The sequence below is a fragment of the Pontibacter brevis genome, from assembly GCF_054779655.1.
Window position 1 is genome coordinate 1 of sequence record NZ_BAAGXV010000083.1, and the last position, 26,753, is coordinate 26,753.

General features: G+C 49.8%; 24 protein-coding genes. 16 read left to right on the forward strand and 8 right to left on the reverse strand.

The features are described 5' to 3' along the window. Positions 1-434 precede the first annotated feature (434 nt). Complete coding sequence (locus tag ACYVB1_RS17345; RefSeq protein WP_460925060.1) at positions 435-2,084, forward strand: alpha-amylase family protein; 1,650 nt, start codon at positions 435-437, stop codon at positions 2,082-2,084. 101 nt (positions 2,085-2,185) lie between these two features. Here the strand turns inward: ACYVB1_RS17345 and def are convergent, their stop codons facing one another. Both def and ruvX read right to left on the reverse strand, forming a co-directional pair. Beyond that, complete coding sequence (gene def / locus ACYVB1_RS17350) at positions 2,186-2,755, reverse strand: peptide deformylase (RefSeq protein WP_460925061.1); 570 nt, start codon at positions 2,753-2,755, stop codon at positions 2,186-2,188. Beyond that, the gene (gene ruvX, locus ACYVB1_RS17355) at positions 2,752-3,168 is read right to left on the reverse strand and encodes a Holliday junction resolvase RuvX (RefSeq protein ID WP_460925062.1); all 417 of its coding nucleotides are present in this window, start codon (positions 3,166-3,168) and stop codon (positions 2,752-2,754) included. The genes def and ruvX overlap by 4 nt, the downstream gene beginning before the upstream one ends. Before the next feature lie 442 nt (positions 3,169-3,610). Between ruvX and ACYVB1_RS17360 the strand changes: the two genes are divergently transcribed. From ACYVB1_RS17360 to ACYVB1_RS17380, 5 genes are all read left to right on the forward strand, one after another. Next, positions 3,611-5,272 carry a S41 family peptidase gene (locus tag ACYVB1_RS17360; protein WP_460925063.1) on the forward strand — a complete coding sequence of 554 codons (1,662 nt, stop codon included), beginning with the start codon at positions 3,611-3,613 and terminating at the stop codon, positions 5,270-5,272. A 253-nt stretch (positions 5,273-5,525) separates the two neighbouring features. Next, positions 5,526-6,698: a homogentisate 1,2-dioxygenase gene (locus ACYVB1_RS17365; protein ID WP_460925064.1), complete on the forward strand. Its 1,173-nt coding sequence runs from the start codon at positions 5,526-5,528 to the stop codon at positions 6,696-6,698. 126 nt (positions 6,699-6,824) lie between these two features. Continuing rightward, complete coding sequence (locus ACYVB1_RS17370; protein WP_460925065.1) at positions 6,825-7,352, forward strand: hypothetical protein; 528 nt, start codon at positions 6,825-6,827, stop codon at positions 7,350-7,352. Between the two features lie 16 nt (positions 7,353-7,368). Beyond that, positions 7,369-7,746 (forward strand): co-chaperone GroES, encoded by a 378-nt coding sequence (locus ACYVB1_RS17375; RefSeq protein WP_460925066.1) that lies wholly within the window; start codon positions 7,369-7,371, stop codon positions 7,744-7,746. Between the two features lie 219 nt (positions 7,747-7,965). Beyond that, positions 7,966-9,882, forward strand: a complete 1,917-nt coding sequence (locus ACYVB1_RS17380) for a CocE/NonD family hydrolase (protein WP_460925067.1) — start codon at positions 7,966-7,968, stop codon at positions 9,880-9,882. Positions 9,883-9,993: 111 nt separating this feature from the next. Here ACYVB1_RS17380 and ACYVB1_RS17385 read toward each other — a convergent pair whose 3' ends face one another. Continuing rightward, positions 9,994-13,758: a S8 family serine peptidase gene (locus ACYVB1_RS17385; RefSeq protein ID WP_460925068.1), complete on the reverse strand. Its 3,765-nt coding sequence runs from the start codon at positions 13,756-13,758 to the stop codon at positions 9,994-9,996. 519 nt (positions 13,759-14,277) lie between these two features. On the opposite strand from ACYVB1_RS17385, the gene ACYVB1_RS17390 reads away from it, so the two are divergent. After that, the gene (locus ACYVB1_RS17390) at positions 14,278-15,282 is read left to right on the forward strand and encodes a polysaccharide deacetylase family protein (RefSeq protein ID WP_460925069.1); all 1,005 of its coding nucleotides are present in this window, start codon (positions 14,278-14,280) and stop codon (positions 15,280-15,282) included. Between the two features lie 114 nt (positions 15,283-15,396). On the opposite strand, the gene hemB is transcribed toward ACYVB1_RS17390, so the two are convergent. The 3 genes from hemB to ACYVB1_RS17405 all read right to left on the reverse strand — a co-directional run bounded on the left by hemB (position 15,397) and on the right by ACYVB1_RS17405 (position 18,438). Then, positions 15,397-16,368, reverse strand: coding sequence for a porphobilinogen synthase (gene hemB, locus ACYVB1_RS17395; protein WP_460925070.1), 972 nt, complete (start codon positions 16,366-16,368; stop codon positions 15,397-15,399). Between the two features lie 370 nt (positions 16,369-16,738). After that, positions 16,739-17,980 carry an ornithine--oxo-acid transaminase gene (gene rocD, locus ACYVB1_RS17400; RefSeq protein ID WP_460925071.1) on the reverse strand — a complete coding sequence of 414 codons (1,242 nt, stop codon included), beginning with the start codon at positions 17,978-17,980 and terminating at the stop codon, positions 16,739-16,741. A gap of 143 nt (positions 17,981-18,123) precedes the next feature. Next, a complete protein-coding gene (locus ACYVB1_RS17405) occupies positions 18,124-18,438 on the reverse strand; it encodes a hypothetical protein (RefSeq protein WP_460925072.1) in 315 nt (104 codons plus the stop codon). A 152-nt stretch (positions 18,439-18,590) separates the two neighbouring features. On the opposite strand from ACYVB1_RS17405, the gene ACYVB1_RS17410 reads away from it, so the two are divergent. From ACYVB1_RS17410 to rimO, 7 genes are all read left to right on the forward strand, one after another. Next, a complete protein-coding gene (locus ACYVB1_RS17410; protein WP_460925073.1) occupies positions 18,591-18,764 on the forward strand; it encodes a DUF5522 domain-containing protein in 174 nt (57 codons plus the stop codon). A 134-nt stretch (positions 18,765-18,898) separates the two neighbouring features. After that, the gene (rpmB, locus tag ACYVB1_RS17415; RefSeq protein ID WP_115566929.1) at positions 18,899-19,138 is read left to right on the forward strand and encodes a 50S ribosomal protein L28; all 240 of its coding nucleotides are present in this window, start codon (positions 18,899-18,901) and stop codon (positions 19,136-19,138) included. A gap of 430 nt (positions 19,139-19,568) precedes the next feature. Beyond that, positions 19,569-19,757 (forward strand): 50S ribosomal protein L33, encoded by a 189-nt coding sequence (gene rpmG, locus ACYVB1_RS17420; RefSeq protein WP_115566930.1) that lies wholly within the window; start codon positions 19,569-19,571, stop codon positions 19,755-19,757. Between the two features lie 2 nt (positions 19,758-19,759). After that, a complete protein-coding gene (locus tag ACYVB1_RS17425) occupies positions 19,760-19,912 on the forward strand; it encodes a DUF4295 domain-containing protein (protein WP_460925074.1) in 153 nt (50 codons plus the stop codon). A gap of 237 nt (positions 19,913-20,149) precedes the next feature. Continuing rightward, a complete protein-coding gene (ftsY, locus tag ACYVB1_RS17430; RefSeq protein ID WP_460925075.1) occupies positions 20,150-21,106 on the forward strand; it encodes a signal recognition particle-docking protein FtsY in 957 nt (318 codons plus the stop codon). Between the two features lie 11 nt (positions 21,107-21,117). Then, on the forward strand, positions 21,118-21,651 hold the full coding sequence (locus ACYVB1_RS17435; protein ID WP_460925076.1) for a carboxypeptidase-like regulatory domain-containing protein: 534 nt from the start codon (positions 21,118-21,120) through the stop codon (positions 21,649-21,651). A 337-nt stretch (positions 21,652-21,988) separates the two neighbouring features. Beyond that, positions 21,989-23,314 (forward strand): 30S ribosomal protein S12 methylthiotransferase RimO, encoded by a 1,326-nt coding sequence (gene rimO, locus ACYVB1_RS17440; protein WP_460925077.1) that lies wholly within the window; start codon positions 21,989-21,991, stop codon positions 23,312-23,314. 97 nt (positions 23,315-23,411) lie between these two features. On the opposite strand, the gene ACYVB1_RS17445 is transcribed toward rimO, so the two are convergent. Both ACYVB1_RS17445 and ACYVB1_RS17450 read right to left on the reverse strand, forming a co-directional pair. Then, positions 23,412-23,780 (reverse strand): endonuclease domain-containing protein, encoded by a 369-nt coding sequence (locus ACYVB1_RS17445; RefSeq protein ID WP_460925078.1) that lies wholly within the window; start codon positions 23,778-23,780, stop codon positions 23,412-23,414. Positions 23,781-23,875: 95 nt separating this feature from the next. Continuing rightward, positions 23,876-24,256: a PH domain-containing protein gene (locus tag ACYVB1_RS17450; protein WP_460925079.1), complete on the reverse strand. Its 381-nt coding sequence runs from the start codon at positions 24,254-24,256 to the stop codon at positions 23,876-23,878. 343 nt (positions 24,257-24,599) lie between these two features. Here ACYVB1_RS17450 and bshC point away from each other — a divergent pair, with 343 nt between their 5' ends. Together bshC and ACYVB1_RS17460 are read left to right on the forward strand one after the other, a co-directional pair. After that, positions 24,600-26,168: a bacillithiol biosynthesis cysteine-adding enzyme BshC gene (bshC, locus tag ACYVB1_RS17455; protein WP_460925080.1), complete on the forward strand. Its 1,569-nt coding sequence runs from the start codon at positions 24,600-24,602 to the stop codon at positions 26,166-26,168. Continuing rightward, the gene (locus ACYVB1_RS17460; RefSeq protein WP_460925081.1) at positions 26,168-26,746 is read left to right on the forward strand and encodes a 5-formyltetrahydrofolate cyclo-ligase; all 579 of its coding nucleotides are present in this window, start codon (positions 26,168-26,170) and stop codon (positions 26,744-26,746) included. Before bshC ends, ACYVB1_RS17460 begins: the two co-directional genes overlap by 1 nt. Positions 26,747-26,753 lie beyond the last annotated feature (7 nt).

A 26,753-nucleotide genomic window follows, 5' to 3' on the forward strand; every position in this document is an offset into this window, starting at 1 on the left:
GCACAAGGTCTTTTACCCTTTCCCATTGCTCGTTTGTCAACTCCATGAGAAACCAACATATTAACTCAAGCTGGGATTCCCATTTTTGAGATAGCCTCTAGTGTTGGTTTGCCTGCCCCGGCAGCGGCACAAACAAAACTGAAGATGCAGGCTGTGCGCTTTAGTAGCCTGTGCCGGGGAAATAAGTTTACCAGATAGTCTGTAATGGTTTATGTATAACAGGCAAAGCTAATGTTATAGAGGGAGTAAAACCAGAATAAGCTTCGGAGAAGGCTGTTCGATGAAGCGGCCTGTCTGCGGTATGGACGGGAAACACAGCTGGAATCAGTTGTGTGAAGGCAGCCAGTTGATATATTCTGCTAGCTGCTATAAACCTTTTTTTCTGCTTCGTTACGTATATGAGAAACCAACATTTACATAAAACTCAGCACCCCATGATAGAAGACCTTTGGTATAAGAATGCAATTATCTACAGCCTGGACCTGGAGACCTTTATGGACCTGAACGGGGACGGCGTCGGCGACTTTGAAGGGCTTGCCCGCCGCCTCGATTATCTCCATGCCATGGGCATAGATACCATCTGGCTGGCACCATTTCAGCCCACACCTAATCAGGATAACGGCTATGATATCCGCGATTATTATGGTGTAGACCCGCGGCATGGCTCCAGCGGTAACTTTGTAGAGTTTATGCACCAGGCCAAAAAACGCGGTATCAAAGTTCTCATCGACCTGGTGGTGAACCACACTTCTGATCAACATCCCTGGTTTCAGGATGCACGGAGCAGCAAAGATGCAAAACACCGCGAGTGGTACGTGTGGTCTGAAAAAAAACCGTCTGACTGGGATGAGGGCATGGTGTTTCCGGGCGTGCAGGAAGCTACCTGGACCTACGATAAAAAAGCCAAAGCCTATTATTTCCACCGCTTTTATGAGTTTCAGCCCGATCTGAATATAGATAACCCTGAAGTGCGCGCCGAGATCCGCCGGATTATGGGCTATTGGCTGGAGTTAGGAGTGGCAGGTTTTCGTGTAGATGCAGTACCTTTTATGCTGGAAACACAGATTCCCGGCAAAACAGAGCGTAAGATCAGGTTTGAATACCTGCAGGAGATGCGTAAGTTCCTGCAATGGCGAAGGGGGGATGCCATTCTGTTAGGCGAAGCCAACGTGGCACCCGATGAAAGCCAGCAGTACTTTGGCGAAGATGGAGATGGCATTCACCTGATGTTTAATTTTTATGTGAACCAGTACATGTTTTACGCCCTGGCCTCCGGCGACACTGAGCCCCTGGCTGAGGCACTGGAGGCTACACGAAATAAATTACATATAACCCAATGGGCCCAGTTTCTCCGCAACCACGACGAGCTGGACCTGGGGCGCCTTACGGAGGAGCAAAGGCAAAAGGTGTTTGCCCGTTTCGCCCCCGAAAAGCACATGCAGTTATATGACCGCGGCATTCGCCGGCGGCTGTCTACTATGCTCGGCAACCGGAAGCAGTCTGAGTTGGCCTATAGCCTGATGTTCTCACTGCCCGGCACACCCGTTATCCGTTATGGCGACGAGATAGGCATGGGAGATAACCTTGAGCTGGAGGAGCGGAATGCAGTACGCACGCCTATGCAGTGGTCAGGTGATGCACAGGCGGGCTTCTCTAAAGCAGAAAAGCTGGTGCATCCTGTAGTTGACGAAGGGCCTTATGCTTATCAACATGTAAACGTGGAAACCCAGCGTCGCGAGCCAAATTCCATGCTTAACTGGATGACATCGCTGATCCGCCTGCGCCAGGAGTGCACAGAGATAGGGTGGGGCCAGTGGCAGATACTGAAGACAGGGCTTACCCAGGTGTTAGGAATGCACTACAGCTGGGAGGGCAGTTCCCTGGTGATACTCCACAACTTTGACGAAAAAGCCCACGAGGTGACCCTGGATCTGAAGCAGGAGAAAGAATCAAAGCTGGTTGACCTGATGGCCAACGACGAAAGCGAGGCCGATGAGAAAGGCATTCATCATATTATGCTGGATGCATACGGCTACCGCTGGTTTCGTGCCGGGGACCTCAGCCACATGTTTCGGAAGGGCTAAAGAACAGTTCAGGGCCTAACCTAATCAAGAAATAAATAAACCGGAAGCGCCTGCTGCAATTTGCAGCGGGCGCTTCCGGTTTTACTGTGGGAAAAACTTCCCTATCTTTTTTTAGAGAGTGCCGGAAACTTCATTTTATAGTCAGCGTCCACGTCTCCCTTCGAAATTTTAGCCAGCTTGTTCTTGATAAGCCGCTTCTTCAGGCTGTTCAGGTGGTCCGTGAACAGGATACCTTCAATATGGTCGTACTCATGCTGGATCACGCGGGCCGTCATGCCATCGTAAGTGTCTTCGTGCTCATTCCACTCTTCGTCAAAGTAGCGGATCACGATGCGCTCGGGGCGGTATACAACCTCCCGCACACCCGGTATGCTCAGGCAGCCTTCCTCAAAGCCCCATTCCTCTCCGTCTTCTTCTACAATCTCAGGGTTGATAAAGGCTTTTTTCACACCTTTTCCTTTGTCCTCGTCGTCCATCATAGGCTCGGAGTCGATCACGAAAAGGCGGATGCTCTTGCTGATTTGCGGAGCAGCCAGGCCTACGCCATGTGCGTAGTACATGGTCGAGAACATGTCTTCGATAAGTTCCTTCAAGTCCGGGTAATCCTGAGGGATATCTTGTGCTTCTTCTTTTAAAACTGGATCGCCGTAAGCGGTAATCGGGTAAATCATATAGTTCTGCTTTCTAAATACGATTGTAAAATAATGGCTGCACTCACACGGTCTACCGTGCCTTTGTCCTGGCGGTCTTTCTTCTTCAGTCCACCAGCCAGCATGGCTGCCTGGGCCATTTTAGATGTAAAGCGCTCGTCCACGGTATGTACTGGTATGGCCGGGAATTCCTTCTGCAGCTTCCGTACAAAACCCACTACATGCTGGGTAGCCTCGGTGTCCTCGCCAGAGAGGCGGCGCGGCATTCCCACCACAATGGCCTCTACCGGCTCGCGCTGTACATAGGCCTTCAGGTAGGACAACACATCTTTGGCATGAACGGTTTCTAAAGGGCTGGCGATTAGCTGCAGCAGGTCGGTAACTGCTATACCCACGCGCTTTGTCCCGTAATCAATTGCCATTATTCTGCCCATTTGTCTGTTCTTAAGCCACAAAGGTAGGGAATTTTATCTTTTCTTACAGGTGGCCGTGTGGCTTCCTCTGTGCCTTGGCTCCCTGCACAGCCCCGCTGTCCGCCCTGATGCCGCAGCAGGGTGGGTGGCAAAGAGGTGGTAGACGATTACCTGGTTCCGTGGAAGGAAGCACCGACGAGCAGGGGCGGCATGCCAAAACAGCGGTATTCAGGGGGAAGGGGAGGAGGAAGTATTAATTAAATTATTTTAAATTAGATGGTGTTATAGTTACAGAGGAGGTATAACATAGCCGTAAAACTGCGCAACTTTCGCAACTTGTACTTGTATAGCTATATACCCCCTCGGTATAATGATTAACTTGTGGCACTAATATATAACAGTAGCACCGGCTGCTGTAGTGTTTCTGTGAAGACAGGTATAGGCACTTTAAACTTAGAAGATTATGAATAACATGGAGCATGGGGAAGAAAAGAGAAACATCCGGAACTCTCAATTTCAGATAAAGCTGCCGCTGTTTATTGCAATAGCACTGGTTGTAGGGGTGCTGATAGGGGCTACGAATTTCTCGCCTTCCACCAATAATCCGCAGGGTACCGCTAAAAGCTATCTGAAGTTCCGGGATATCCTGAGCTATATAGACCGCGACTACGTGGACACAGTGGATATAGAAGAGCTCTCGGACTTTGCCATCACCAAAATGCTGGAGAAACTGGACCCGCATACGGCCTACATCCCGGCAGATGAAATTGCCATGGCCCGCTCTTACCTGGAGGGCGACTTTGAAGGCATTGGGGTGGAGTTCAATATCATCAAGGATACTATTTATGTGATTACGCCCCTGAGCGGAGGCCCTTCAGAAGCAGCAGGCATACAGCCTGGTGATAAAATAATTGAAGTAGACGGTGAAAGTGTGGCCGGCATCGGCATCAACAACGAGGGCGTATTCCAGCGGTTGCGCGGACCGAAAGGCTCAAAAGTAGATCTCACTATCAAACGGGAGGGAACAAAGAAGCCGCTGAATTTCACCATACAACGCAGCAAAATCCCGACACACTCTGTGGATGTGAACTACATGGTGGATGATAAAACGGGTTATATAAAAGTGAGCCGGTTCTCGGCTAACACATACGAAGAATTCAAGCAGGCGCTGACCGAGTTGAAGCGCAAAGGCATGCAGCGCCTTATGCTGGACCTGCGCGGCAACCCAGGCGGCTATATGGACCATGCTATCCGGATGGCGGATGAGTTTATCTCAGGAGAAAAAATGATTGTGTATACCGACGGCAAAGGCAACAAGTACGACTCCAAGACTTATGCCCGCACCAAAGGAGAGTTCGAGAATGGGCCGCTCATCGTGCTGCTCGACGAAGGTAGTGCCTCCGCCGCCGAGATTGTAGCCGGAGCGCTGCAGGATAATGACCGTGCCCTGATAGTAGGGCGCCGTTCCTTTGGCAAAGGCCTGGTGCAGATGCCTATTCCGCTGAGCGATGGCTCCGAATTGCGCCTCACCATATCCCGTTACTATACACCGAGTGGCCGCTCTATCCAGAAACCCTACACAGCCGGGGCGCAGGAGTACGAAATGGACATCCTGCACCGCTTTGAGAACGGTGAGTACTTCCACCCGGACAGCAGCCTTTTTGTGGATTCGCTGAAATACCATACGCTGCGCGGGCGCGACGTGTATGGCGGCGGCGGCATTATGCCGGATGTGTTTGTGGCCCGTGATACCATGGAGCTTTCACCTTACCTGAGCGAGTTGTACAACAAGAACATCATTCGGGAATACACCCTCGAGTACTACCGGGATCACCGCAAAGAACTGGACAAGATGCCGTTTGAGAAGTTTAACAGGAACTTCCAGGTAACAGACAAAATGCTGCAGGAGGTAGTGCAGATGGCGAATGCCGCAAAGGTGGAGTATAAGGAGGAGGAGTTTAAACGGTCAAAAAACCTGCTGCGCAACAACATAAAAGCGTTTATTGCCCGCAGTATATATGGCAACACCGGATTCTTCCCGGTGCTGCACGAGTCGGATGAGGAGTTTCAGCAGGCGCTGAAGCACTTTAGCCAGGCCATGAGCTTGGCTAAAGGCGGAGCTTAAAGTAACGGGTTCCTGCGGGTAATGCCGGAAAGAGTCTGGCTTTCTGCCTTTACTTTTAGGGGAGGGCAAAGCTTCCTGTTGTGTATCAGGGGAAACTGAGTTTGCTGAGGCGGGAGCATGTAAACCGGCAGGCAAAGCAGGCGTTGTCTATGAGCAGCACAGCATGGCTTGGTAGCCAAATGCGAAAAAATGCATTTGTGCACTCCGGCAGGTTTAGAGTAAAGTCTTAACAGCAACCACATAGCACTACCGTATGGCTTACTACTATAGGTTAGGAGAAATTCCCCCTAAAAGACACACCCAGTTCCGGCAGCCGGATGGCAGCCTCTATGCGGAGCAACTGGTCGGGACGCTTGGCTTCAGTGGCGTTTCCTCTTTGCTCTACCACATTCACCCGCCTACACAAATCAGCCGCATCGGAGAGCCTAAACCCTATGCCCCTAAAAAGGCAGAAGGCATTAAGCTGGCGCCGCACCACCTGCGCACCCTTCATATGAAGACAACAGGCCCGGACTACCTCAGCGCCCGAAAAACCATGCTGTTCAACAACGACGTGGCCATCAGTATCTGCAATCCATCAGAAAATGAAATGGATTATTACTACAAGAATGCGCAGGCCGATGAGGTGGTGTTTGTGCACGACGGTAGCGGAGACTTGCTCACGCAAATGGGGCGTATTCCGTTCAGGGCCGGCGACTACCTGGTGATTCCGCGCACTGTTATTCATAAATTCCGGTTCGATGCAGGGCAGGTGCGCCTGCTGGTTATAGAGTCTTTCAGCCCGGTGGAAACGCCGCGCCGCTATCGCAACCACTTTGGGCAGTTGCTGGAACACTCGCCATTCAGCGAGCGCGACATCCGGCCTCCTGTGGAGCTGATTACAGAATCAGATCGTGGTGAGAGGCTGGTACAGATTAAGAAAGAGGGGGAGCTGCATCAGTATTACTACGACTTCAGTCCTTTTGATGCTGTAGGCTGGGACGGGTACTTCTACCCTTATGCGTTTTCCATCTATGATTTTGAACCGATAACAGGCCGCATACACCAGCCACCACCGGTGCATCAAACCTTTGAGGCGCATAATTTTGTTATCTGCTCTTTTGTGCCGCGCCTCTTCGATTACCACCCTCTTTCTATTCCGGCTCCTTACAACCACTCCAACGTAGATTCTGATGAGGTGCTGTATTATGTGGAGGGTAATTTTATGAGCCGGAAAGGGGTAGACAGAGCTTCTTTCACCATCCATCCGGGTGGTATCCCGCACGGTCCGCACCCGGGCACGGTGGAGGCAAGCATTGGTAAGAAAGAAACAAATGAATACGCTGTGATGGTGGATACTTTCAAGCCCCTGTATCTGACAGAGGAAGCAGTGCAGCACATGGACCAGAACTACCCGATGAGCTGGAACGAGCACAACGAGGGGTGAGCACATAAAAGAGATAAGATAGAGTAAAATGCGCAGGCATTTGTAAATTAGCGGCAGGGATGCCCGGTGAAAACCGTTATTCCTGCCGCTAATTGTATTTTACTACTTACATCTCACCCTTATTTTATGAAAAGAATAGTTTTAGTACTAGTAGTTCTGCTTTCCTTCTGGGCTATGGCCTGCGAGAAAGTGGATGATTTACTAACCTTCTACATTGAAGAAGAGGAGACAATCACCATTGAATCCTGGTTCCCGGTGGGGGCGCTGGTACCGCTCACACCCATCACCGTTACTACTAACTCAGAAGAAACTTTCAGGAACAACAAGACCCGTGCAGAGCTGGTAAAAGACGTTACATTAAACAGGCTGAACCTGACAATTACAGACCCGCAGGGAGAGAATTTCGACTTCCTGAAAAAGATTGAGATTTACATCTCCAGCGAAGACAAAGCCGAAGTAATGATTGCGTACTTAGAGGAGGTGCCAGCGAATGTAACTTCGCTGAACCTGAAGTCAACCAATGCCGAGCTAGATGAGTTTATAAAAGGAGAGACATACAGCATCCGTACAAAGGCGGTGCTGGCTAAGCCTGTTTCAAGGAATATAACCATCAAAGCTGACATGCGCTTTAAAGTGACAGCGGACCCATTATAAAATGCATACTTTACCGATGAGGATTTCTGAGAAGAATAAGTTAGAGAAGATCATTATTGTTGGCGATCGTGTCCTGATTAAGCCAAAGACTGTTCGCGACCAGACAAAGAGTGGCCTGTACCTGCCACCCGGTGTGCAGCAAAAGGAAAAGGTGCAGGAAGGCTACATTATGAAGGTTGGCCCGGGCTACCCCATTCCGGCGGACTATGGCTACGAGGATGAGTCGTGGGGGCAGGAAGAAGAGGAGGTGCGCTACATTCCGCTACAGGCCAAAGAAGGCGACCTCGCCATTTACCTGCAGCGCGACGCCATCGAGATCAGCTATTTAGACGAGCGCTATTTTATTGTACCACAGTCGGCGGTGCTGATGCTGGTGCGTGAAGAGGATTTGTAGCGTCATTTGTGCCATACATGAATCAAAGGGCCATGCTTTTCTAAAAGGCGCGGCCCTTTTCTGTTGCTCCGGATTTCTCTTATCCTCCATCAACCTCTATTTGAATCTTGCTGTACTAAAACTTCGGTAGCATACCCACTGTGGCCTGTACACTGAGCAGGTATCTTTTATAAAATCTTTCATATCTTGGCAATACAACTCTAAGCAAACCTCTTTTATATGACAAACTACCGGCAGCTACTCTCAACTTTCCTTCTGGCGTTTATTACCGTCAGCACCTTTGCCCAAGGTGCCACCAGTGTAAAGTTAGAACCGCAGCAGTACCAGGACAGCCTGTACCTGGCGCAAAACTACGAGCACCGCAAAGAGATGATCCCAATGCGTGACGGCACGAAGCTTTACACCGAAATCTTTGCGCCCAAAGATGCTTCCAAGGCAAAGAAGTACCCTTTCCTGATGACCCGGACCCCCTACAATGCAACGAGGGTTCATGGACGCCTGTACAGCAATGCTTCTTTTGCCAGGTTAGTCCGGGAAGGCTTCATATTTGTGGAGCAGGACGTGCGCGGCCGCTGGCGCTCGGAGGGCGAGTTCTCGCACGAAAGGCCATTAGTGGCCAATAGCAATAAGAAAAAGCAAAAGCAGCCAGACGAAGCCACAGACACCTATGATGCCATTGACTGGCTGCTGAAAAATATAAAGGGCAACAATGGCAATGTAGGTATACACGGAGTATCCTATCCGGGCTTTTACAGCACTACTGCCGCCATCAGCAACCACCCGGCTTTGAAGGCTGTGTCGCCACAGGCCCCGGTTACGGATTGGTTTATTGGCGATGATGTCCACCACAAAGGGGCTTTTTTCTGGATGGACTTCTTTGACTTTCTGCCCCGTTTTGACCAGGACGAGCCGGACAAGCCCGCAACCCGTACGTTTGGTGTCACAGACAGTAAGAACCGCGACAATTATGATTACTTTCTCAACACGATAAAAACACCGAAGCGCGCCAATACAGAGTTCTTCAAAGACAGCATACCGTTCTGGAACGACATCCTGGCGCATCCCGATTACGATTCCTATTGGAAAAGCCGTAACCCACTCTCGCATGCAAACAACCTGAAGCCAGCCATTCTAACAGTTGGCGGTTGGTATGATGCCGAAGATTTGTTCGGGGCGCTGGAAACTTACCAGAGAATAGAAAAGCAAAACCCGGGAGCCACTAATAAGCTGGTGATGGGCCCATGGTGCCATGGGTGCTGGTGGTCAGAGGCTGAATCGTTGGGTGACATTAGCTTTGAGCAGCCGACAGGACAGTATTACCTCGAGCACATATTCCTCCCTTTTATGAATTTGCATTTAAAAGGGCAGGGCAACACACCAAAACTAGCTGAGGCCACCGTATTTGAGACCGGTACTAACCAATGGCGCACTTTTGATGTATGGCCACCAAAGGCTACCCAAGACAGAACAATGTACCTGCTTCCGGATGGCAAAATCGGGTTTACAGCGCCAACCGCAAGTAATTCGTTTGATGAATATGTTTCTGATCCGGCAAACCCGGTTCCGTACCAGGGGCAAATACATCGCCGCCGCACCCGGGAATACATGCTCGACGACCAGCGCTTTGCTTCCAGGCGACCTGACGTGCTCACGTACACCTCTGATGTCTTAACGGAGGATCTGACCCTGGCCGGGCCTGTGTTAGCCGACCTGGTGGCCAGCCTTTCTACCACTGATGCGGACTTTGTAGTGAAACTGATTGATGTATACCCCGAAGACACTCCTGATTCTGTTGCCGCTGAAGGAAGCAATGCAGTGATGGGTGGCTACCAGCAATTGGTGCGGGCGGAGATTCTCCGGGGCCGGTACCGCAACAGCTTTGAAAAGCCGGAGGCATTCAAGCCAAATGAACCAACCCCTGTTAAGTTTGAAATACCAGATTTGCTGCACACCTTCAAAAAAGGTCATAAATTAATGGTGCAAATCCAGAGTTCCTGGTTCCCGCTTGCCGACCGCAATCCGCAGCAGTTTATCAACATCTATGAGGCCGAACCAGAAGATTACATCAAATCCACCATTCGGGTGTACCATGATGCTCAGCGGCCTTCCAGGTTACAGGTTAAAGTACTGCCTTAACTATTAAAAGCGTCTAAAGCCGGAGAAGGGACTAAACAAATACTAAGACCCATAAACTAAAAAGAGCAGCCCTACATGTAGGGCTGCTCTTTTTAGTTTATGGGTCAAGGCTTAGCGGCGTATCAACAGCTTCCTTGTTTGCAGTGTGTCGCCGTGCTGCACACGCAGCATGTACATGCCGGAGAAGTGTGTTTTCAGGTCGATTTCGCCCCTGTACTGGCCATTGAACTGTTTAACCTCCCCTTTATACACCTGTCTGCCCATCAGGTCCACTACCTCAATAAAGATGTCCTGTGTGCCCTCGGTCTCCAGGGTCAGCTTAAATTTGCCGTCCTTGCTTGGATTCGGGAACGCCATCAGATCGGCGCTTATACCTCGCTCCGAAGTATCAAAATCGAAACGCAGGGCAGCAGAAGCTTCCGAGACACAACCGTCTTTTGTCACTATTACGGTATAGTTTCCGGTAGACAAAGGCGTAAATTCTTTGCCTGTGGCGCCTTCTATCGCCCTGCCATCCACAAACCACTGGTTGCCTGCTGGCGCACTTGATACCAGTGTCAGGCCATTACGTGAAACTACTGGCTGTGCCAGGGGCGCTCCGATAACCATTGGCACCTCTGCACGCTCGCTGCTGCAACCCAGGCCACGCACCTTCAGGTCGTAGAAATAGTAGTAGTAGTCCAGTGGCGTGGTTGTAGCCGTGTTGCCTGTAATGGAAAGCACGTTCGGTATTTCAAACGGATAACCTGTTACACCTGTATTGTTCCGGAAGATGGTAGCACCTTCTTCGTAGGAGATAGCAATTCTATAGTTGCCAGCCTCCGGCAGTTCCAGCCCCAGGTAATAAACAGCGCCCTCGTCAGCCGGGTCATCTGGTTGCGCACCTGCAGCAGGCGTGGTGCGTGTAGGGGAAACTGCCAACGTGCGCGAAGATACTGGAGAGCCATCTGAATCATAAGCCGTGAAAGTTATCCTGCCGCCATGGCCAATATACAACCGGGCTGTTTCGAGCACCATGGGAGCTTTGGTGTTGATAGTCACATCCGGAGAAAACTGATTATAACCACCACCTGAGGCAAATGACTTATTTGGTGCTCCTATGGTTCCTCTAAAGTCGTTATAAGCCGCATAAAGCTTGCCGTTTACCTGGCTGGCTGGTAACTGTAACTGGTTGCCTGCTGCCAATGGCTGTGTGGCTGTAAGAGAGTTGTACCAAAAAATCGTGCCTGCACCCTCGTGTGTTAGGGTATAATGCGGGGCATCGCCACAGCGTGCCGCCAATACGTTAACCGGTGCTGCCATATTCTCCGCCACATTAAAGGTGCGCTGCATGCGGTTGTTTGCCGTTACAGCATCGCCCTGTAGGTTTGATAGCGCAACCAACTCATATGTTTTGCCTGCTGTTGTGGCAAAGCTGCCATTCAATAGCAATTCTGCTTTTGCAAATGGCTCCAGCCGCCCGGTATAAGTGCCTGTTAGTTGCTGCACCTCCGTTCCGTTTTCACGCACACTGATAGTGACAGGTATGTTGGTTTGTGCCACGCTGCCTAAGTTACGGATAATCACCGCCACCGTTTGAGCCGGGCTGGCGCAAAGGGAAGAACCGCCGAGCGGTGTGATGGCGGTTACGCTGATGTCTTTGCCTGGCTGCGAGAACTGCACCAGGTAGTCCTGTGTTTCGCCGCGGCTATAGGTACCACAAGGTGTTACGCTGGCAGCCTGCTGTGTCTCCTGCAACACCACACGCAGGCGCACTTTATTTCCGATTACAGCACTGGAAGGTGCTTTGATGGTTCCTGTAAAGGTAGCTGCGCCATTCAGCACACCGGAGGTGGCTACCGTTTCACCGGCATCTTCATAATCCCCGTCCCCGTTCCAGTCAGCAAATACCTTGGCTATCTTGGGTGCGTCTGTAGTGCAGGTGCCTGTGGCGATGCTGAATGTGCTGCTCTGGTCCGGCTCCAGTGTAAAGACATTACTGGTCAGGTCCCGGTAGGTTGTGCAGGCAGTATTAGAAGCCACTGTTTTAGTGCCGATGGCAAACTGGGTTATCTTAGCGCCTGTGTCGGAGGTGGGTGCACTGGCGCAGACTGCTGTACCACCCACACCGCTTACAAGTACGGAGTATGCCTGCGGGCCTTTCTGTAAAGTGCCTTTATGGCTAACCGTAATAGTATACACTTTACCGGGTACAGCATTTTCAACCAGGATCTGCTCTACATTGTCCCGCACGTTATCGCCTGCTACAGCGGCAGCGTCGGGTGTGGCGGGGTCTAGTGTCCAGGGCATGTGGGTGGTGCCTGCACCGCTTACCCGTACGTCCAGGTCACTCACCAGGCGTGGCGTACGGTTGTTCAGTGCATTGACACTTGCCGGTGTCACGCTGCCTTCGGGGTCAGTCCAGGAAACAGTTACCTTTAAAGGACCTGCGCCGGAGGCACGCACCTCTATTGTTTGCGGCTGCCCCTGCTCCAGTGATTTTTCCTGTAAAAGGTGGGTGCCGTTGCTATTAGAGAGCAGCGATGCTGCCCGCTCGGCATTGAGGAGCCCCCAGCCATAGACATAGTCCGGGCCTTTGGTTGCGCCTGCCTCATCTGCGGTGTGTATGGCCAGTCCTTTTAGTGTGGCGGCACGCATCACCTTGCCGCTGTTCAGGTTGGCATAATGCTCCTGTAAAAGTAGTAGGGTTCCGGCAACATTGGGTGCTGCCATGGAAGTGCCGCTCAGGGTTTTATAATCGCGGTCGCTGTTAGAAGAACTGGACAGTACCGCTACGCCGTTGCCTACTATGTCTGGCTTTATGCGGCCGTCATCCGTCGGGCCATAGCTGCTGAAGGAAGATATCCGCACATCTTCAGCCCTGGTGTAGCCATCAGAGAGAGGGGAGACTGCACCTACGGCAAGTATGTTCTTCGCATTTCCGGCTGTGGAAATTACATCATAGCCGTCGTTGCTGCTCATCTTAGAGGACCGTGAGCTTACCAATGTAAATTTCCCATCGCTTTTGCGCTGAAAGTATGGCTTGCCACTTTCCGGGCCCCGCTCGCCGCGGTTGTTGCCAACGGATTTCACGATCAGGTAATAGGGGGCATTATAGGCAATCTTATCCCAGCTGGCAGCCTGCTTATCGTAGTAGCCAAACCGGTAGTCTTCTGTCTTGCTTATGTCTGTATCGCCCCACCACTCCCAGTAAGGGTCCTCTTCGGTGCCCTGGCGGTCGGAGTTGTAGCGCCAGCCGGCAATGGAGCCGTACGAATGATTGGACACGAGGAGTTTTTGGGCAGCCTTGGCCATCTCCGCCTCATCATTGTCAAAATCATAGGCCTGCAGGTTAGCGCCATAGGCCATTCCTCTTGACATGGCATTAAAGCCACTGGCTATCAAAGTGCCGGCCACATGCGTGGCATGCTCACTTGTTTCAGAGGCTTCGTCTTTAAACTGTACGCGTTCTCTCAGTTCCTGGTGCGATGCCCTGATGCGCCCTCCATCCCACATGGCAAGTTTCGAGACTACAGAACTGCTGGCCCCGCTCAGGCTCAGGCCAAGCGAGCCACCTGCCCAAAGCTGGTCTGTTTTGGTAGTAGCGGCTGCTCGTGAGTTGTTATAGGTAATGTAGTAAATGGGCACGCCTCTGGAGTCAAGGCCTTGCAATGATATGTACGTACCGTCTTTGTAAGTCTTTTCAATAACCCAACCGTTTTCCTTTGCCAGTTTAATTGCCCTGGTCCGGTCAGATTTGTAATCTTTTTCTGCGGATACCGCTATTCGTTGTAACGCCTCAATGTTGGTTTTAATAGGGGTAATATCCTGCTGTGCCAGCGCCGGAGTAGCAGCAGCCAGCCCAAGGGCAGCAAGCCAAAGGCTCAGTCTTTTCATAAACAAAGGGTTGGGTAGAGTTTTACTATGCTCAAGTTACATCAAAAGCGCGATAATGGCAAAGTCGTTCCATTGCAGGCAGATATTTTACAGCCTTGAGAGAAAGGCAATTAGAGCCTTATGTTTCCTGCGGAACCTGTACCTGAAGTCCAGCAAAAGAATCATAAAAGGGTCGGGTTACAGTTTAAAAAGAAGGGTGCAGTTGTAGGAATAAACTTATTGATTGGCAGCTTAAAACCATTGGAAGCGAAAATAAACCTGCTGATTTTAAAAAATTACTCAATTGCACATACTTAGGCTGATGCCTGTCGTAATTACCACTATTGTAGGCGTTTTTGCTGGAGTTCCGGTTTAAATTAACCGGAGAAGGCAAAACACCTGATCCTAACCTGTAACCCTTTTACTTTACAGCCATCTTCCAACTTCAGAACAAAGTGGTAGATGGTGAATTTTAATATGAAGACTTTCTTAACCCACCTCTTATTATTTGTCAGCGTTTCTGCCTGGTGCCAAAAGCAAATGGTCATTACATTTGATGATCTGCCAATGGCTACCCCAAAGATTTCCTTGGAACATGCTGTTGAAATAAATAAAAAAATACTGGCTCAGTTAAAGAGGTACAAGGTGCCTGCGATAGGCTTTGTGAACGAATCCAAAATCAACGTTACAGGAGAGGTTGATGAACGCATCGATATCCTGAGGTTATGGGTGAATCAGGGCCTGGAACTGGGTAACCATACCTACAGTCACAGAGATTACGCGAACACACCCTTTGAAGTATATACAGAGGATATAAATAAAGGGGAGGTTTACACGAAGTCGGTACTACAGGAAAAGAATAAGGAAATAAGGTATTTAAGGCCTCCTTACCTGAACACCGGGAATACAGAAAGTGATAGAAACAGGCTCGAACTATTCCTCAAAGAAAAAGGATATGCTATAGCACCTGCTACTATTGAAAACTCAGACTTTATTTTCAATCTGATTTACTTGAAAGCTAAAGTTGAAAGCGATTCTACTCTAATGCGAAGTACTATTGCAGATTACCTGGACTTTACGGCTCAGCGACTGCAGTTCTATGAGGATGTTGCTTTGGAGGTGACAGGGACTCTAGCTGTGCCCCAGATATTTCTCTGCCATGTTAACGCTTTGAACGCAGACTGCCTGAGCCAACTTCTGGACTTGTTTCAGACAAGAGGATACACCTTTGTTTCCCTGGACGAAGCATTGAAGGATACTATCTATAGCAGTGCTAACACTTATGCAGGTGACAGGGGTATATCGTGGCTCCTGAGATGGGATGACACGAGCCGGGAAAATCTCCTGGCTGAAGAACCAAAAGTGAATAGTGCTACATTGGCAAGTTACAAGGAAGTAGGAGAGAGTCAGTTTTGGATTTTCTTAAAGCCCCGGATCCTGGGATATAATCCAAAAATTTTAATTTTAGGAGGGGCTTTCATCTTTATGGCATTTCTCTTTATGCTGTGGCTGCTTTCCTTCAGGAGCAGTTCGCGATCTGTATAAGTTTCATGCTCCGGAAAATCCTGACCGAACTATTGGGGTATAGGTTCTGCTGTTAAAAACAAAAGCACACCAGCGGGGGCTGATGTGCTTCTTGTAATGTACTGTATCTATAGATTATTTCTTCAGGTACTGGGCGTATTCTTTGGCAAAATAAGAGAGAATCACGTCAGCGCCTGCCCGCTTAATGCTGATGAGTGTCTCGATCATTGCCTTCTCGCCATCTATCCATCCTCTTTCGGCAGCGGCTTTTACCATGGCGTACTCTCCACTCACGTTATAAGCAGCAATAGGCAGGTGTGAGTTTTCGCGCAGCAGCTTAATGATATCTAAGTAAGCGAGGGCCGGCTTCACCATCAGGTAGTCAGCGCCCTCGGCTGTGTCCAGTTCTGCCTCAATCAGAGCCTCGCGGCTGTTGGCCGGGTTCATCTGGTAGGTTTTCTTGTCGCCCATTTTAGGGGCAGAGTCCAGGGCGTCGCGGAAGGGGCCGTAAAAAGCGCCCGCATACTTTGCCGTATAGCTCATGATAGCCACTTTCTGAAAGCCGTTCTCATCGAGCACGCGGCGAATGTGGCCCACGCGGCCATCCATCATATCCGACGGTGCCACGATGTCGGCGCCAGCCTGTGCCTGCGTCAGGGCCATTTTACCCAATACCTCCAGTGTCTCGTCGTTCAGGATCTCGCCGTTCTCCACAATTCCGTCGTGGCCGTCGGAGCTGTAAGGGTCCATGGCCACGTCTGTTACCAATACCACATCCGGAAAGTTCTTCTTTACCTCCCGGATGGCCCTGGCAAAAAGGTTATCGGGGTCATAGCTTTGTGTGGCATACTTATCCTTTAGTTTATCCGGCATACCCGGGAACGGCGCAAAAGCTTTCAGCCCCAAGTCTACGCAGGCACCTATCTCCTCCAGCAGAGTATCGATGGAGAAGCGGGAGATGCCCGGCATAGAGTGGATGGGAACGCGCTGGTTCTGACCTTCTATGATAAAGAGCGGGAAAATAAAGTCGTGGAGGCTCAGGGTCGTTTCCTGCACCATATTGCGAATTACTTCGTTCTGGCGGTTACGTCTTGGTCTTCTGTTCATAAGTATATTTTTTACAGAAACGTTTTCAAAATCAAACTAGGCAAAGGTACGGGTTAATTGTTGATTGTTAAATTGCCTGGTTGCTGGCCTGCCATGCTATACCTCTCTCATGGATGTTAGGCAAGGGCAATGCTTACAACTCTTAATTCCGACGGAATGCCCCATGTTTTAGCAGGTGCTTTTTAGCCCTAACCTCAAGGGGAGCATCTATCCGGTTTATTTTTACAGGCCGCTCCTCTGGTGCTTTTTCTTGAAATCAGCTATTCATAGCTATACGCGGAGGCAGTAGTTCTCTTCTGTTAAAGTATAAAAGGCGACACTGTTTGTAGCAGCATCGCCTTTTATATTATTCAGCTTATGAAGCCAGCTTTTAAAAACCCAGAATCACTTCCTCAATAATATCGCAGCAGTCCTGCAGTTGCTCTTCTGTCATCACCAGCGGCGGTGCAAAGCGGATGATGTCGCCGTGGGTTGGCTTTGCCAGCAGGCCATTGTCTTTCAGGGCCACACACACATCCCAGGCTGTACGGCCGTCGGCAGTTGGTTGCACTATAATGGCGTTAAGTAAACCCCTGCCGCGTACGAGCGTTACCAGCTCAGGGCGTTTCGTCATCAGGCGGTGCATGCGCTCGCGGAATATCTCGCCCAGCCTGTTTGCATTTTCTGTCAGATTTTCTTCCTTGATCACTTCCAGTGCGGCAATGGCCACTACGGCAGCCAGCGGGTTACCGCCAAAAGTAGAGCCATGCTCCCCAGGTTGGATGCAGAGCATTATTTCATCGTCGGCCAGCACGCAGGAAACAGGCAGCACACCGCCGGAAAGTGCTTTGCCGAGTATCAGGATATCGGCTTTTACATCGTCATAATAGCTGGCCAGGAGTTTACCCGTACGTCCAATGCCTGTTTGAATCTCATCCGTAATCAGGAGCACGTTATATTCTTTGCACAGGGCATGCGCTTTTGCCAGGTAACCTTTATCCGGGACTACTACGCCAGCCTCACCCTGAATAGGCTCTACCATAAAGGCGCAGATGTTCGGGTTCTCTTTAAACGTCTGCTCCAGTGCCTCCACATCGTTGTAAGGAATTACTTTGTAGCCCGGCATATAAGGGCCAAAGCCTTTGGTAGAGTCAGGGTCCGTAGAGAAGGAGATGATACCGGTGGTGCGGCCATGGAAGTTATGGTCTACTACCACAATCTCGGCTTTGTGCGGCGCAATGCCTTTTTTCATATAGCCCCACTTGCGTGCCAGCTTAATGGCTGTTTCCACAGCTTCGGCACCAGAGTTCATGTACAGCGCCTTATCGTAATTAAAGTACTCGCAGATGTATTTCTCAGCGGCACCTAATTTATCATTGTAAAAAGCGCGTGAGGTGAGGGTGAGTTGCTGTGCCTGCTCTATCAGTGCGTTGATGATTCTAGGATGGCAGTGGCCCTGGTTCACGGCACTGTACGCTGAGAGAAAGTCATAATAGCGGTTCCCTTCCACATCCCAAAGGTATACGCCTTCACCACGGTTCAACACCACAGGTAGCGGGTGATAATTATGCGCACCATACTGATGCTCGATGTCAATGGCTTGTTGGCTGGAGGTTATTGTTAGCGTGTTCATAGTTTTAGGTTTTCGTTTCTTCCGAGTCTTCAGGTGCAGGTCTAGTTGAGAGCCCGCCGCTTTTTTTACTACAGATTCTATCATTTATTGTTGTAAAAGTAGCGATTTTGGGGCTGGTTTAAAACTAAGCAGGCGGGGCTGGCTCAGGTGCTTTTTCCTTTTGCTGTTTTAAAACGCCTGAACACCGCCTCAAAGCCTTCCGGGTCATACTCGCCATAGGTGCTTGTCATCAGGCCTAGTGTCAGGTCACCGGCACGTAAGCCGTAGACCTCGCGAGTGCCGGATATGGTATCGGGGGAGGGCACCTGGTGGCTCTCTACCAGCGTGAGTTGCTCGGGAGGAACAGTTGTGCTGAGCTCCGGGCAGAAAAGCTGGCCATTCTGGATGGTAAAGGTATGGATGTAGCCCCGGTCGCGCATGGCGCCTATGGCTTCGCTGAAAGTTTTGTACTGAGGCATAGACATATTCAACAATGAGGTGCGCGTTCGATTAGTGGCAGCCAGGGCCATAGCACTTTAACGTACGGACAGCGGTATGTGGTGTTGGGAAGGCAGGTTTTGGCATAAGCTTTATTATTATCCATATTTGTATGCTAAACCAGCTTACAGATTTGAGCCAGAAACTAACAGAAGGAGAAGACTATTACCTGAATGAGCAGGGCCTGATGGTGTTTACAGCAAAGTACCACCTCAGGCGCGGCTACTGCTGCCAGAACGGGTGCAGGCACTGCCCTTACGGCTTTCGGAAGCAGCAGCAGGAGGCGGGGAAGCAGAAAAAAGTATAAAATCTGTTACCTTTATCTGCCCTCCTGCGGTTGTATACACAATTTCAGGAAAAATATTTTCTATCCCCTTGAATTTCTGTATCCTTTTTAGGATATTTGCACCCCTATTGAAATAAATTAGAAGAAAATACAAGATGGCACGAGTTTGCGACATAACAGGAAAAAGACCACGCGTAGGTAACAACGTATCACACGCGAACAATAAGACGAAGCGTAAGTTCTATCCAAACCTTCAGAAGAAGCGTTTCTACATCCCTGAAGAGGATGCATGGGTAACTCTTAAAGTTTCTACATCTGCAATCAGAACAATCAACAAGAACGGTATTTCTGCCGTGTTGAAGAAAGCAGTAGAGCAAGGCCATATCCTGTTCTAGCATTTAGGCCGAACTCCGGCAGTGTAGTGTCCGCTTCTCAGCCTTTGGGGCACAGCAGGCAGCATGCATCCGGAAAGCCATCTGATACTTTAGATAAATTTCACCGGCAACGGAGAGAGGTGATACGGCAATAGCTGCACCCCGCTCCGTTGCCGTTTTATCTCTTACAAAACACAGGCCCCCGTTTCAGCATGAACGCAATGCGGTGATGGAGGTGAGGTTGGTTTAGAGGATACGGCGGCAGCTGCAATAAGTCATAAATGTACGTGTGGCTTTCCGCTGAAACTAAGCAAAACCTGTTCGTGTTACAGATGTATGTAAAACATGTGAAGCGGCTGCAAAGTCTTTCACAATAAATATTTTACATTGTTTGTAATTAGAGATTTAAGCTTTTATATTTGCAGTCCCAAATAAAAAATTACACATAGAGATGGCTAAAAAAGCAAAAGGTAATAGAATCCAGGTTATTATGGAGTGTACAGAGCAGAAGACTACTGACATACCTGGAACTTCAAGGTACATCACTACCAAGAACAGAAAGAATACGACTGAGCGTTTAGAGCTTAAGAAGTATAACCCGAATTTGAAGAAAGTAACTGTACATAAAGAAATTAAATAACCATGGCTAAGAAGGTAGTTGCAACCCTAAAAACCGCTACAGGTAAAGACTGGGCAAAAGTGATCAAGGCTGTGAAGTCTCCAAAAACTGGTGCTTATAGCTTTAAGGAAGAAATGGTACCTGTAGACAAAGTACAAGATTACTTGAAGAAGTAATAAGCCTACTCTACTATATAGATAGATTACATGAAGAAGTCCCATTATTGGGACTTTTTTAGTATATTGGCACTTTCGCAAAACGCTCCTGCTGCATCTTTTCACCAACAATCACTGGCAGAAAGATGCAGCAGGAGCGGCGCGCATTCAAGCTAATGCAGCATTGCTCCGTGAAAATGCGTAAGACTGAGTATTACCGTTTCACCGAAAGCTTTTCATCCTTACAAAATCATCGGAATGGGCATTTTTGATTTTTTCAGCAAAGAGAAGAAAAAAGAATCGCTGGACAAAGGGTTAGAGAAAACTAAGACCAGTTTCTTTGGTCAGCTAAGCAAAGCAGTTGTAGGTAAATCTACGGTAGACGTAGAGGTGCTCGACGAGCTAGAGGAAATCTTGGTGCATGCTGACGTAGGAGTAGGTACAACGGTGAAAATCATCAACCGCATCGAGAAGCGTGTGGCCCGCGATAAGTACGTCAATACTGAGGAACTGGACCGCATCCTGCGCGAGGAGATCGCGGCGCTGCTGGAGGAAAACAACTCCGGCGACGGCACCGACTTTGACCTTCCGGAAGGCATAAAGCCTTACGTAATCATGGTGGTGGGCGTAAACGGTGTAGGTAAAACCACTACGATTGGAAAGCTTGCCGCGCAATTCCACAAAGCAGGCAAAAAGGTGGTGCTTGGCGCTGCCGATACCTTCCGTGCCGCCGCTGTAGACCAGCTGATTATCTGGGGAGAGCGTGTGGGCGTACCGGTAATATCGCATGGCATGAATACTGACCCTGCCTCCGTAGCCTACGATGCGGTGAAGAAAGGGGTGGAGATGAATGCCGATGTGGTGATCATCGATACAGCCGGACGACTGCACAACAAAGTAGGCCTGATGAACGAGCTTGCTAAGATCAAGCGCGTGATGCAGAAGGTAACAGAGGATACCCCACACGAGGTACTACTGGTGCTGGATGGCAGCACTGGTCAAAACGCCCTGTTGCAGGCCCGTGAGTTTACCAAAGCCACAGACGTAACAGCCCTTGCTATTACGAAGCTGGATGGCACAGCCAAAGGCGGTGTGGTGATTGGAATTTCAGATGAATTTAAAATTCCGGTGAAGTATATAGGAGTTGGCGAGAAAATTGAGGACCTGCAACTATTCGACAAGCACGAATTTGTAGAGTCTTTCTTTTCACGCTAATACTTAGCCACATGTTTAAGCTTCTGTTGCTGCCACTAACGCTGTTGCTCTCTTTCTGCAACGGCACGAATCACACTAACCAAACATCCGCTACGCAGGAACAGATGGAGCAACCCAGCACACAGAAGCAAACGGCAGGTGCCGCCGCGCAGGAGCAACAGGCACCTATTGAACAAGGCATAGCCGGTAAAGTAGTATGGAAATCTGGTAACCAGATGCCCTCACCGGATGCGCTGCCAAGCAAAGGCAGAGGTGTGCAGCGCACCCTTTATGTCTATGAACTCACCAACGGCAGCCAGGCCAAAACCACAGACGGTGTTTTTCACACCAATATCCAAACAAATTTAATAACTCAGGTTGAAACAGATGCTGACGGCAACTTTGCGGTTAGCCTGAAGCCTGGCAGGTATAGCCTGTTTACTAAAGAAGAGCAAGGCCTGTACGCCAACCACTTCGACGGAGAGATGAATATCTTTCCAGTAGAGGTACAGGAGGGGCAGGTAACAGACGTAGAGTTTATTATCAATTACGCTGCAAGTTATTAAAGTAGTTTAGCCAGCATATAGCGTGTTGCAGCTGAGGTCTTCGTTTCTAAACGAAGTGCTATCAGACGCAGAATCTCAGGTTTGATTCATATCCGCGCACATATGCTTTCCTGTCGTTCAGGTGCCATGTATAGCCCTTCTCCGGTTTCATGCTATTTCTGCAAATATTCCCTTTTTACCTTCTGTGCTAGCCAATCCTGTAATACGCAGTTGCTGTGCGGTTTTTCCTTTATTAACCAAACATATTGTACCTTTGCAGGCTGATTGTCAAAACGAACCATTCTTGTCTGAGAAAGGTTTTCAATCATTGTAGCGTATCTCATAAACATATACATAAGTGAAAGTAAGATCACTCAAAAAAGATAAAGTAAACGTCATTACCCTGGGTTGCTCTAAAAACCTGGTGGATTCTGAAGTGCTGATGGGGCAGCTGCGCGCCAACGAGTTCGATGTGGCGCACGAGTCTGACAAAGACGATTCCAACATCATCATCGTAAATACCTGCGGCTTTATCGATAATGCCAAGCAGGAGTCTATCGACACCATTCTGCGTTACGCCGATGCCAAAGAGGCCGGCCAGATAGATAAGCTTTACGTAACAGGCTGCCTTTCGCAGCGCTACAAGGATTCCCTGGAGGCAGAGATTCCGCAGGTGGATGCTTATTTCGGTACCCTGGAGCTCCCGCAGCTGCTTAAGAAGCTGGAGGCTGACTACAAGCATGAATTGATAGGAGAGCGCCTGCTCACGACGCCTTCTCACTACGCCTACTTCAAAATTGCGGAAGGCTGTAACCGCCCCTGCTCTTTCTGTGCCATTCCGCTGATGCGCGGTAAGCACGTAGACCGCCCGATTGAGGACCTGGTGAAAGAGGCAAAGCGCCTGGCCAGCATGGGCACCAAAGAACTGGTGTTGATTGCGCAGGATTTGACTTACTACGGACTGCAGCACTACGGTGAGCGCAAATTGGCCGACCTGCTCCGCAACCTGTCAGATGTAGACGGCATTGAGTGGATCAGAATGCAGTATGCATACCCCTCGCAGTTCCCGATGGAGGTGTTCGACGTGATGAACGAGCGCGAGAACATCTGCAAATACCTCGACATGCCACTGCAGCACATCTCAGACAACATGCTGAAGACGATGCGCCGTGGTATCAGCAAGCGCCGCACCATCGAACTGGTAGATTCTATCCGCCAGCGCGTACCGGACATTGCCCTGAGAACGACCCTGATTGCCGGTCACCCAGGTGAGACAGACAAAGATTTCCAGGAGTTGTATGACTGGGTAGAAGAAACACGATTCGACAGGCTCGGTATCTTTACTTACTCCCATGAAGACAATACCCACTCCTTTACCTTAGAAGATAACGTGCCGGAAGAGGTGAAGCAGGACCGTGCAGACGCCATTATGGAGTTGCAGCAGGGCATTTCTGTAGAACTGAACGAAGAGAAAATCGGCAATACCTATAAAGTGCTTTTCGACCGCAAAGAAAGCGGCTATTTCGTGGGCCGTACACAGTACGACTCCCCGGAAGTAGACAACGAAGTACTCGTGCCCGCCGACAGCAACTACGTTCGCTTGGGAGATTTCGCCCACGTGAAGATTACGGATGCCTCTGACTTCGACCTGTACGGTGAAGTGGTGGCTACCGCTGGACATTAGAATTTAAAGATACAGTTTAAGTCATAGAAGCCCTGCAAGTTTAGCTTGCGGGGCTTTTTACCTCCCCCTGCCCCCTCCTAAAAACAGGAGGGGTTCTTTATATTTTCTTGGTGGCTGCAGCTATTCGTTTTAGAACAAATTCTGGCGTATCAAATACTTCGCTGTTTCTGATGCGGATGATTTTATAGCCTAGATGTTGCAGTGTCTCATCGCGTACTTTATCGTTGGCAATAGCTTCTGCTGTGTCATGTACAGCGCCGTCTACCTCAATCACCAGTTTTTCAGATGCGCAGTAGAAGTCAACGATATAACTGCCTATGCTGTGCTGCCTTCTGAACTTGAGCCCGTTCAGTTTGTGCTTCCGTAGGAGCTTCCAGAGTTCTTCCTCTGCGGGTATCATATTGCTTCGCAACACTGCCCGCTGCTCTTTTAGATTCTGAATGCTATGCAACTGGTCCTTTCTCATTTGCAGTTATATAAATTTTGTGCAGGAGGAACGGCGCAAGCCAAGCCGTTCCTAAAAGAAACCCCCTCCTGTTTTTAGGAGGGGGCAGGGGGAGGTCATTTCAGCACATATTTACTCAACACCCTATACGCCTCGTTGATGTTGTCGCCTTTGCGGAAATCCTGCTTGATGGTGGGTGCGGTTTCGCCGGTTAGCCATATCTTCAACTCTGCATCCAGGTCGCCGATGCCGGCGCTTTCCATGGAGAACGTTTTGATGCTGTCGTAGGGGATGCTCTGGTAATCGGTTTTAGAACCTGTTAGCCCTTGCCTGTTCACCAGAATCAGGCGCTTGTTTGTGAATACCAGCATGTCCCGAATCAACTTGTAGGCTCGCTCAATGCGCTCATCGTTTACCAGAATCGGTTGAAATTCTTTCGTTATCTTCTCGATGGACACCTCCGAGGCATGACCCATCATTCCACTTAATAATCCCATATGTTTCTTTGTTGATTTTTGAAGTTGTACACATTGTTTACGTTTAGCTGTGGATATGTTTCTGTAGCATCTTACTTCATACGTTTTGCACCAGCTTAACCCCTTACATCAGGCAGAGAGTAAAGTTGCTGCTCCTTTTCACTGTCTCCTGCATATCCTTTAATCGTCTGAATCCTGAACCTGATGCCCCTGCGCCTGCTTTCTATCGGAACATCTGCAATTCAGAAAATAAAGCCGTTACTTTGTGCGGTAGCTGGCAGAACAAAAGCCAGGCTGCAACACATTCCGGGGTTTTCTGTTAAAGGAGCTATACCCCATGCAAATGCAGATGGAAATATCTACTATGAAAGTCACTAAGATGGACTACGCCGCGACCGGCGCCTTCTCTCAAACTATAGCCGATTACCTTTCTCGCAGCGAATCGCTGCAAGCTTTTTACAACCGTTTCCCGACCGCGGAGGCCTTTGAAGCCCAGATAAAGGAAAAAGACAAGGACTTCAGCGAACAACAGCGTCAGATACTGTACCAGGCCTTGCAGGAACAGTATACCTCTGTTTCCGAAGTAAACCCGAAGGTGCAGCAAAACATCGACCTGCTGCAGCAGCCTAACACCTATACCATTACCACGGGGCACCAGCTGAACATCTTCACTGGCCCATTGTACATTGTATACAAAATCATCACGGCCATTAACACCTGTAAGCAACTGCAGGAGAAGTACCCGAATTACAATTTTGTGCCGGTGTACTGGATGGCAACGGAAGACCATGACTTTGCTGAGATTAACCACTTTAACCTCTTCGGGAAGAACTACACCTGGGAGACAGAGCAAGCAGGCGCTGTAGGCCGATTCACTACGGAAGGTTTAGAGAAGCTGATGGAGGAGTTGCCAGAGCGGTACCCTGTTTTTGAGGAAGCTTACCGTAACAGCAAGAACCTGGCAGATGCTACCCGTGCCATTACCCACGCTTTGTTTGGGGAGTATGGGCTGGTAAGCATAGACGGCGACCATGCAGGCTTAAAGCAGGCACTGATACCGGTGGTGGAGAAGGAGCTAACCGAGCAACTATCAAACAAGCTGGTGGAAGAGGTGAATGCCCAGCTGGAGGAGCTGGATTACAAGCAGCAGGTATACTCCCGCGACATTAACCTGTTTTACCTGAAAGACGGGCTGCGCGAGCGCATTGTGCAGGAAGAGGATGCGTACAAAGTGCTGAACACCGACATCAGCTTTAGCCGGGAGGCCATACTGCAGGAGGCAAAAGAACACCCGGAGCGCTTTAGCCCAAACGTGATCCTGCGCCCGCTGTTTGAAGAACTTGTGCTTCCGAACCTTGCTTACATTGGTGGTGGCGCAGAAGTAGCCTATTGGTTCCAGCTGAAGCGGCTGTTTGAGGCGTATGAGGTGGCTTTTCCGGTGCTGATGCTGCGCAACTCGGCGCTGTACATTACCCGCGGCAATGCCAGCCGCATGCACAAACTGGGGCTCAAGCCGGAAGAGATGTTCATGGACTACCAGGAGCTGAAGAAGTACCTGTCGGACCAATTGCATGAGGAGGAGATAAACCTGGAAGCACAGCGTGATACAGTAGCCGCCGCCTTTGCTGAAGTAGAAAAGCTGGCGCAGGACATTGACCCAACACTGGTAAAAGCAGTAGGAGCCGAGGCACAGAAGGCGCACAATGCGCTGCAAATGCTGGAGAAGAAAATATCCAAGGCCCGCGACAGCAAGCATGAGCAAACTTTTAAGCAGCTCGAGAACCTGAAGGACAAGCTATTCCCGAATGGTACGCTGCAGGAGCGCTACGATAACATGCTTACCTACAAAACCAATAATCCTGATTTTATACCTGCCCTCGTGGATGCCTTCGACCCACTGGAGTTTAAGTTCACGATACTGGAGGAAGAGTAATGCGGAAGGCGGAGCTACGCAGGCAGATGCTGCAAAAGCGGCGGGCGCTGACTGCCGAAGAGGTAGAGGACAGTAGCCAGCGCATTGCAAACTTGTTCTTCCGGCACTTCCCGCTGCAGGCGGGGCAAACAGTGCATGTGTTTCTGCCCATTCTCAAAAACAAAGAGGTAAATACCTGGCTCATTATACGGCAACTACGGCAGGAGCACCCGGAGGTACGGGTGGCCGTACCGGTAACAGACGTAGCGCAGCATGTACTGACGCACCATGAGCTGACGGAGGAGGCAGTGCTGATAGAAAATGCCTGGGGAATACCAGAGCCGCAGAATGCCCGCATTGTACATGCCCGGGAGGTAGATGTGGTGCTGCTGCCCCTGCTGGCCTTCGACAAAGCCGGCCACCGCGTAGGCTACGGGAAAGGCTTTTATGACCGCTTCCTCGCCGATTGCCGCCCTGATGTGCTGAAGGTAGGGCTATCATTAGAACCGCCTGTGGAAAATATAGCGGATGCAAATCAATTTGATGTGCCGCTGAATGCGGTGGTAATGCCGGAGGGAATTTGGCGTAGAAATGAATAACAGCATC

What these genes read in the sequence shown, in the direction of transcription:
- ACYVB1_RS17345 (WP_460925060.1), top strand. Translation starts at nt 435, where the DNA reads ATGATAGAAGACCTTTGGTATAAGAATGCAATTATCTACAGCCTGGAC.
- def (WP_460925061.1), bottom strand. Translation starts at nt 2,755, where the DNA reads ATGATTTACCCGATTACCGCTTACGGCGATCCAGTTTTAAAAGAAGAA.
- ruvX (WP_460925062.1), bottom strand. Translation starts at nt 3,168, where the DNA reads ATGGGCAGAATAATGGCAATTGATTACGGGACAAAGCGCGTGGGTATA.
- ACYVB1_RS17360 (WP_460925063.1), top strand. Translation starts at nt 3,611, where the DNA reads ATGAATAACATGGAGCATGGGGAAGAAAAGAGAAACATCCGGAACTCT.
- ACYVB1_RS17365 (WP_460925064.1), top strand. Translation starts at nt 5,526, where the DNA reads ATGGCTTACTACTATAGGTTAGGAGAAATTCCCCCTAAAAGACACACC.
- ACYVB1_RS17370 (WP_460925065.1), top strand. Translation starts at nt 6,825, where the DNA reads ATGAAAAGAATAGTTTTAGTACTAGTAGTTCTGCTTTCCTTCTGGGCT.
- ACYVB1_RS17375 (WP_460925066.1), top strand. Translation starts at nt 7,369, where the DNA reads ATGAGGATTTCTGAGAAGAATAAGTTAGAGAAGATCATTATTGTTGGC.
- ACYVB1_RS17380 (WP_460925067.1), top strand. Translation starts at nt 7,966, where the DNA reads ATGACAAACTACCGGCAGCTACTCTCAACTTTCCTTCTGGCGTTTATT.
- ACYVB1_RS17385 (WP_460925068.1), bottom strand. Translation starts at nt 13,758, where the DNA reads ATGAAAAGACTGAGCCTTTGGCTTGCTGCCCTTGGGCTGGCTGCTGCT.
- ACYVB1_RS17390 (WP_460925069.1), top strand. Translation starts at nt 14,278, where the DNA reads ATGGTCATTACATTTGATGATCTGCCAATGGCTACCCCAAAGATTTCC.
- hemB (WP_460925070.1), bottom strand. Translation starts at nt 16,368, where the DNA reads ATGAACAGAAGACCAAGACGTAACCGCCAGAACGAAGTAATTCGCAAT.
- rocD (WP_460925071.1), bottom strand. Translation starts at nt 17,980, where the DNA reads ATGAACACGCTAACAATAACCTCCAGCCAACAAGCCATTGACATCGAG.
- ACYVB1_RS17405 (WP_460925072.1), bottom strand. Translation starts at nt 18,438, where the DNA reads ATGCCTCAGTACAAAACTTTCAGCGAAGCCATAGGCGCCATGCGCGAC.
- rpmB (WP_115566929.1), top strand. Translation starts at nt 18,899, where the DNA reads ATGGCACGAGTTTGCGACATAACAGGAAAAAGACCACGCGTAGGTAAC.
- rpmG (WP_115566930.1), top strand. Translation starts at nt 19,569, where the DNA reads ATGGCTAAAAAAGCAAAAGGTAATAGAATCCAGGTTATTATGGAGTGT.
- ACYVB1_RS17425 (WP_460925074.1), top strand. Translation starts at nt 19,760, where the DNA reads ATGGCTAAGAAGGTAGTTGCAACCCTAAAAACCGCTACAGGTAAAGAC.
- ftsY (WP_460925075.1), top strand. Translation starts at nt 20,150, where the DNA reads ATGGGCATTTTTGATTTTTTCAGCAAAGAGAAGAAAAAAGAATCGCTG.
- ACYVB1_RS17435 (WP_460925076.1), top strand. Translation starts at nt 21,118, where the DNA reads ATGTTTAAGCTTCTGTTGCTGCCACTAACGCTGTTGCTCTCTTTCTGC.
- ACYVB1_RS17445 (WP_460925078.1), bottom strand. Translation starts at nt 23,780, where the DNA reads ATGAGAAAGGACCAGTTGCATAGCATTCAGAATCTAAAAGAGCAGCGG.
- ACYVB1_RS17450 (WP_460925079.1), bottom strand. Translation starts at nt 24,256, where the DNA reads ATGGGATTATTAAGTGGAATGATGGGTCATGCCTCGGAGGTGTCCATC.
- bshC (WP_460925080.1), top strand. Translation starts at nt 24,600, where the DNA reads ATGAAAGTCACTAAGATGGACTACGCCGCGACCGGCGCCTTCTCTCAA.
- ACYVB1_RS17460 (WP_460925081.1), top strand. Translation starts at nt 26,168, where the DNA reads ATGCGGAAGGCGGAGCTACGCAGGCAGATGCTGCAAAAGCGGCGGGCG.